The organism is Spirillospora albida (assembly GCF_000718255.1).
In the GTDB taxonomy this organism is placed as follows: Bacteria; Actinomycetota; Actinomycetes; order Streptosporangiales; family Streptosporangiaceae; genus Spirillospora; species Spirillospora albida.
Genome location: NZ_JOFJ01000003.1, coordinates 405,728 through 412,137, shown reverse-complemented (window position 1 = coordinate 412,137; position 6,410 = coordinate 405,728). Strand labels below are relative to the sequence as shown.

Annotated in this window: 5 protein-coding genes and 1 pseudogene; 3 read left to right on the top strand and 3 right to left on the bottom strand. The window is 69.5% G+C overall.

Features of this window, described 5'->3' with window-relative positions:
- Positions 1 to 416: 416 nt before the first annotated feature.
- Both IE99_RS0106520 and IE99_RS31715 read right to left on the bottom strand, forming a co-directional pair.
- Complete coding sequence (locus IE99_RS0106520; protein ID WP_030165104.1) at positions 417 to 968, bottom strand: hypothetical protein; 552 nt, start codon at positions 966 to 968, stop codon at positions 417 to 419.
- A gap of 274 nt (positions 969 to 1,242) precedes the next feature.
- Positions 1,243 to 4,242 carry a tetratricopeptide repeat protein gene (locus tag IE99_RS31715; protein ID WP_030165101.1) on the bottom strand — a complete coding sequence of 1,000 codons (3,000 nt, stop codon included), beginning with the start codon at positions 4,240 to 4,242 and terminating at the stop codon, positions 1,243 to 1,245.
- 183 nt (positions 4,243 to 4,425) lie between these two features.
- Here IE99_RS31715 and IE99_RS32345 point away from each other — a divergent pair, with 183 nt between their 5' ends.
- Entirely contained in the window at positions 4,426 to 4,566 is a 141-nt protein-coding gene (locus IE99_RS32345; protein ID WP_169744400.1) for a hypothetical protein, read from the top strand.
- A 29-nt stretch (positions 4,567 to 4,595) separates the two neighbouring features.
- Here IE99_RS32345 and IE99_RS0106505 read toward each other — a convergent pair whose 3' ends face one another.
- On the bottom strand, positions 4,596 to 5,228 hold the full coding sequence (locus IE99_RS0106505; protein ID WP_051712104.1) for a hypothetical protein: 633 nt from the start codon (positions 5,226 to 5,228) through the stop codon (positions 4,596 to 4,598).
- 287 nt (positions 5,229 to 5,515) lie between these two features.
- On the opposite strand from IE99_RS0106505, the pseudogene IE99_RS33360 reads away from it, so the two are divergent.
- Together IE99_RS33360 and IE99_RS0106495 are read left to right on the top strand one after the other, a co-directional pair.
- A pseudogene (locus IE99_RS33360) lies at positions 5,516 to 5,770 on the top strand (acyl-CoA thioesterase); the annotation flags it as partial.
- Positions 5,771 to 5,976: 206 nt separating this feature from the next.
- Positions 5,977 to 6,351, top strand: coding sequence for a hypothetical protein (locus IE99_RS0106495; protein ID WP_030165095.1), 375 nt, complete (start codon positions 5,977 to 5,979; stop codon positions 6,349 to 6,351).
- Positions 6,352 to 6,410 lie beyond the last annotated feature (59 nt).

Genomic DNA, 6,410 nt, shown 5'->3' with positions numbered 1-6,410 from the left:
GCCTCTCAACGCCTTCCAGATCGAGTTCGAAGGCCGACTCACCCCGACCGCCAACTGAACACCTCAACAACCAAGATCAGCCGTTAACTTGACACACCCTGTCAATGCTGCCAGCGCCTTGGCGGCCTCCTGGGCTGGCGTGGTGACAGGCAGCCAGTCGGCGCACTCGTCCGGCGTGGGGTCACCGGTATCGCAGTCGGGCTGACCAGTGCTGGGGTTCGGGCAATAAAGCAATCCACAGTCATCAACCCCACCGTCATCATCGCCGGGAGTGGAGGGGCTGCCCGGCGCTTCCTCCTCCCAGCAGGCGTCCACACTTGCGCATGGGTCCTTCGGGCCGGCGGCTGCGGCGGGACTCGGGAGCAGAGATCCGAGCAGGAGGCCGGTGGTCGCCAGGCCAAAGAGTCGCGTGGCTGCTAGCACTTGGCATCCAGCCGCTTGAAGGAGCTGGCGAGCCAGACACCGTTCGAGCGGACGAAGGTCACTTGAACGTCCCGGTCTCCGAGCTTCAGGGTCTTGCCCTGGGCATTGGTGATGGTCACCTGCCTCGCGTCCTGGCAGTCCCGGACGATTGCCGACGCGCCCGTCACCGTGATCTTCTTGATCCGCGGGATGTACGAGCCGGAGATCTTCTCTCCTCGCGCGTTCCGGAGAACGGTGCTTCGGACTTCCTGCTTGAGGTAGTCCGCAGTCAGATATCCGTGCCAGAACGACTGGAGCTGATCGTCGGGCAGCGCTCGTGCGTCTACCGCTCTGCGTAGAAGCGCCAGGTAGGCGGCCTTGACCTGATCTTCAGGCGTCACGGTGGGGGACGCCGCCGGCGTCGCAGCAGGCGGCAGCTTGACCGGCTGCTGCTCGGGTGCGCCGCACCCCGCCACAGCCGCCGTGAACATCGTGCCGGCCAGACCCAGCAAGCCCCAGAACTTCATTAACGCCCCAAACAGAGCAAATAGGATGATCTGGGACATCTTGCCGAGTGGACGTCGACCCGGTCAAACGGGGGTACGGGCGACACTTGCCTGGTCAAAGGCAGGATGGGTGCTGCCGGGCCAGACCGGTCGGAGGCTGGAAGCGTGGCCCCACTGGCCCCACTGGCCCCACTGGCCTAAGTTGATCGTGGACGAGGTAGAGGTGGTGACGCGAAGCGCCCACGCAACAGTGCGGGGCTTCTCTGCTTCTCACGTAGCCGTGCTACGCAGTCGGCTCGCCGCCACGGCAAGGCAGTGGCGCCTAGCTGACCTGTCACTGGGCGCCCGCGATGCGCCCGCCCGGCTCGACGCCGTACCGGACGAGCCGTTCGGCCTCGCCGTCGCGTCCGGCGCCGCGCAGCATCCGTGCGGCCTGCGCGAGGGCGCCTGCGTCCGGGGCGTCGGTTTCGGGGGCGGCCCGCCCTGATTCGGCGAGCTGAAGGTAGTAGGCGAGGGCCTCCTGCGTGTGGCCCTCGTCGCGTAGAAGGTTCGCTAGCCAACCGAGGGCGTCGACGTCGCCTTCGAGGACGCGGATCCTGAGCCAGTCGATCGCCTCGTCCGTCCGGTCTTCGCCCAGGAGGAGATCGATCGTCCAGCGCAGGGCGACTTCCCCAGCGCCCGCCGCGACACGTGCCTGCGTCCAGAGCACCGCCTCTTCGATGCGGCCCTCGTCCCGTTCCAGGGTGGCGGCCAGGCCGATCGCCTGCGCGTCGCCCAACTCCGCCGCCTCCCGGTAGCAGGCTATCCCTGCCGACTTTTCGCCCCGGTGGACGAGCAGGTCGCCGCGGTGCTGGAGGACGGCCGCCGAATCGTGCCCGGCGCACACCTCGATCGCCTCGTCCGTGCGCCCGATGCCGTGCAGGACGCCCGCGAGGCTTAGGACGGCGGCGGAGTCGCCAGCCTCGGCGCGCGGGCGCAACCATGCGATCAGCACGTCCTCCGACTGTGTGCGCAGGGCGAGCCGTTCCGCCTGGTCGAGGGCCACGGGATCACCATGTTCGGCTAGCGAGAAGAGCCAGTCGAACGCCTCGCGCGTGCGGGCCGTGCCGTGCAGCAGCTCTGCCGCATTCCGCACCGCCGACTCACGGACGGTCGCCTCGCGCGGAGTCTCTGCACCGCCGAGCGCGACGACCCGCTGGTACAGGGCGATCGCCTCGTCCGTCCTGTCCGCCGCGACGAGCCACGGGCCCGCGAGCCGCACTAGCGTCGGATCGTCCTCACACAGCGGAAGCACGGCACTGATCGCTCCGGTGAGATTTCCCTCGGCGTGGCGCAGTTCTGCGATAGCGGCCGCGCCGTTCGGCGTCCTGCGGAGCCAAGCGACGGCGGCGTCCATGCCCTCGTCCTGGACCAGCCGTTCAGCCACGATCCGCAGTGCGAACTCGTAGCCGCCTTCGGCGGCGATCCGCAGATAGCCGATCGCGTCCGGTTCGGGCTCACTATCGTTGAGTATCTCCCCGATCCATGCGGCCGCCTCGGCTGACCCCGCGTCCGCCGCGCGGCGCAGGATCTCCATGGCTGTGAGTTCGTGACCGGCGTCGCCGAGAAGGTCCGCGACCTGTGCCGCCGCATCCAGCGCTTCCGCCCAGACCGCCTCGTAGGACCACCGCACCGCCTCGTCGCTCCGGCCCGCCTCCAACAGCAACCGGACGCCCTTAACCCATCCGTACTCGTCGCCGTTCTCGGCCGCGCGCCGGTAACAATGCAGCGCGTTGTCTAAGCGGCTGGCGATCGCGTGCAGGTCGCCTGACCACAGCATCGCGTCGGTCGCCCGAGGATCAGCCTCGAACGCTTCGGCATAGAACCAGAGCGCGTACCGGTACAAGCCACGTTCCTGCGCCTGCCGGCCCAACTTGACCAGATCCGAGCCCTGCGCGTAACGCATCAAACCGTCCCACAGCGCCTTTGGCACGGGCTCCGTGCGGCGCTGATTTCGGCCGAATTGCTCCAGGTAGTCGGCGAGTCGGACGCAGGAGTCCCACTCCCCGTCCTCGTCGGGCAGAACCCGTACCAGGGTCAGCGGTGCGCGCGCGCCCCGGCACGGCCCGTCGTCGGTGACGTAGCGGAACGCCCGCTCCTGCCAGTCCTTGGTCAGTCTGTCCCACTGGGGGCGCGTCAGATAGCCGTGCACCGCCTCGCTGAGCAGCGCCTTCGGAAGCATCGGGCCGTGGCCGAGGCGCCGCGCGTCGATCGCCGCATCCATGAGCGCGCGGGCGGCGGGGTCGGGTGAGTGCAGGTACACCGCCCTCAGGGCGGGACCGCCTGCGAGGTACTGCGTGAGGTGACCGTCCTCGGCGTGCTTGACGGCCTCCGCCAGCCTGGGATCACCTGCGGCCGCCGCCCTCGCCCGGTCGAGGTCGGGACGCGGGAACATGGCCGGCACCGGGACGTCCCGCTGCGACAGCAGCGCCCGCGCCTCCAGGTACGGATCCTCGTAAGGCGAGGCATAACCGAACAGTGTGGCCCAGTCGCCGGGCCAGATCGTCCCCAAGACAAGGACCGGCCCGCGCCGCCGGTCGCCGAGCAGCGCGCTCAGCCCGGCGGCCACACGCTCGCCATCCTTCTTTCCCGGGGTCAGCAGATGGCGCTGGAGATCATCCAGCCACACCACCGTGCGCGGCTCGACGTCGGGCAGGCCCTTCAGCACGCTCTCCGGACGGTCCGGGCCGGCTGGGAACCAGAGGCGCCAGCCGTCCGGCAGAGCCCCCAGCACCTCCCACAGTGCCCGGGTCTTGCCGGTCGAAGCATCCCCCACCAGAACCGCCATCACCGCGTCGTCCTCGACGGTGGCGACGAGCCGCTCAAGGACTGCGTCATGCGCTCGGCGCACGTAGGCGGGCAGGAACGGCAGCGGCGAACCGATCCCCTCGATGGCGGGGGTGACGTTCAGCTCTCGCGGCGTCCACTCGCGGATCGGACGTCCGGGGCCGACGTGCCGGGACGGACGAGCGGCCGGACGGCGGGGCTGCGCAGCCTCTACTAGCGCATTCCAATCCTCGCGCTCCCTGGGTTCCGGCTTCTTCCCCTCCCAGGCCCGCCAGACTTGGACGAGGGCCCAGACTTGGTCCGGGTCGTGGGGCGCCCGGCCGTCCCCGGGATTCAGCCAGTCGCCGATGCGGCGCGCGTCGAGCCTCGTCCCCAATTCGCTCGCCTGACGTGCGGCCTCCCGCCGCGACGCGTGCAGCCCACGAGACCGTCGAGCGGTGACCGCGCTTCTCTCCAGAGCGCCCAGGGCCCGCTGGAAGACCGACAGCCCCTTCCGCTCGTCGGCCACGCGCCCTCCCATCCCTGCCCGCTAGCCGCAGTGCCCGCAGCGGGTATTGCGGGCACTCGCGTTACCTGCGCCTTCCTCGCCGCCTGATGCCCGGAGCCGTTTTCCCTGGTTCCGCCGGATTGCCGCCACGGAGGCTGCGCGTGCACCTCCGAAAACGGAGGCCGCGAGCTCAAGGAGGACATCGTGCTCACCAACGGCAACTCCCGCCGGCGTCTCGCCCGGAGGCTGGCCGGCATGGCCGCGTTCGCCTTCGTGCGGGGTGCCGCCGCAGCCTGCGGCGGCGGCCTCGTCGCGCTGATCATCTGGTGGATTCAGAACCACTGAGCGGCGGGCCGCCGCGTGCGCGTCCACCATCAATCCCGCCGCCGCGCGGGAGCCGTCCACCCGGCGTCGTCCGGGTCCGGCTCTCGTGGGGCGGGGTGAGTAAGGTCCACGGGGCGGTACGGCCCGCCCGGGTCCCGAAGGATGTAGCCGCCCAGAGAGTGTCCCTTCACCTGAAGCCTCACCGGCTCGAACGCCGAGGGGGGTAGGCCGGATAGTCCGGTCGCCACCGCGTCCCGATAGAGAGACTCAGACAAGAGGCACGCCAGATTCAGATCCGGCTGCTCGTGCAGCACACGCCGCAGGGGCTCGGAGTCCAGGAGCCGGAACGCGACTATCACGGTCTGCCCGGCGAAACCCAAGGCACCGTGCGCCACGGCCCCGTAATGCACCGCCAGCCGCAGGCGGATCCTGTCCTCGCGGAGGTGATCCTCGTTCACCTCTCCCAGCGCGGTCGTGAGAGCGCGAACGAAGTCGCCGACGACCCGCGTGACATCGACTCCTGGGGGGAGGACGTCAATCTCCCCGTCACCGGTTAACTCCTTGTGCCACTGGTCCCGTTCCAGCCCCACGACGCCGGCGGCGGAGTCGAGAACCCGCCTCAGCATCTGCTGCGTCCGCAACTGGCCCCGCGCGCTGCGGCTGCTGAACCTCTCGATGTCCACGGCGAGGACGAGGCGGTAGCTCAGCCGCCCGTGAATCTCTCCCTCCAGCGCACTCCCCTTCCACGCGGCGGGACGTCCGGTTCTCCAGGGTGCAGCATCGCGGGGCAGATGTCTGCCCCTCGCGGGACGCCGCCTGGGTATGACCGGGCCAGGCTCACCGCCCCTCAGGTCGTCTCTCGACGAGGCAGTTGCCTAGGCTGATGGGCGTCCAGGCCAGGGGCCTGGACAGTGGGCCGGCGCGTCGGCGGGGTCTGCTCGATCGGTTCGTAGTTGAGCCAGCGGGGACGTTGGCTCATGGGGTTTGTGCCCATAGCGTGCGGATCTGCGGTTGTGAGGCGTCGTTGCAGGTCAGGCGGCGTTGTGTCCACCACGCGATGTGGTTCCACCGCCCCTTCCGCGCCGACGACTGGCTCCTCTACTACCAGGACACCCCATTCGCCGGCGGCGCCCGCGGCCTCGCCCGAGGCCAGGTCTACACCCAGTCCGGCGAACTCGTCGTGTCCGTCATGCAGGAAGGGCTCATCCGCGTCGCCGACGCATGAGATGATCGTTTCGCGTGGGGCGAGTGATCCCCGGGACGCTCTCCGGCACCCTCGGGTTCGGCGGGACGAGGGTGAACCGGAGCACGAAACCGCAGGTCAAAAATATCTTGCTTGATTCCCCGCGGTCCCCGTACGCTCAGAGAGTCGAAAAACCGGCCGGTTCGGTGGATCTTGATCCATCGGGGGCGGCCCGAGGAGCCAGAGAGGTGGTGTGCGGTCCGGTGATCAACACGATGCTCAAATCAGCGCCGTCCTGGATCGCGGCATGCCCGGGCTCCCCGGCGTATTCCGTCGCGCTCGTCGAGGCGCCGCTGGGCCTGAAGCCCTGCGCGCCCCTGACGCACGACGGATTCGGCGAATCGACCCCCGGCGGATTCCCGTCGGAGTTCGACGGCTCCGGCCTGCGGCCGCGCGCACCGCGTGAGCTGCGCCTCGAGCAGCGAATCCAGGACGAGCACGAGTGGAGTGTGTCCGATCACCACATCGGAGACGTCTTCGCCCAGGCTCCGGCCACGGCCCGCATGGGCGCCACCCTCATGGGTGGCGTGTCGGGTCCGCACCCCTGGAGGCGACCGGTCTAACCAGTACCGGCTCAGCCCCCAGGCCGCGGAATCCGATACCGGATCCGCGGCCTTCTTCT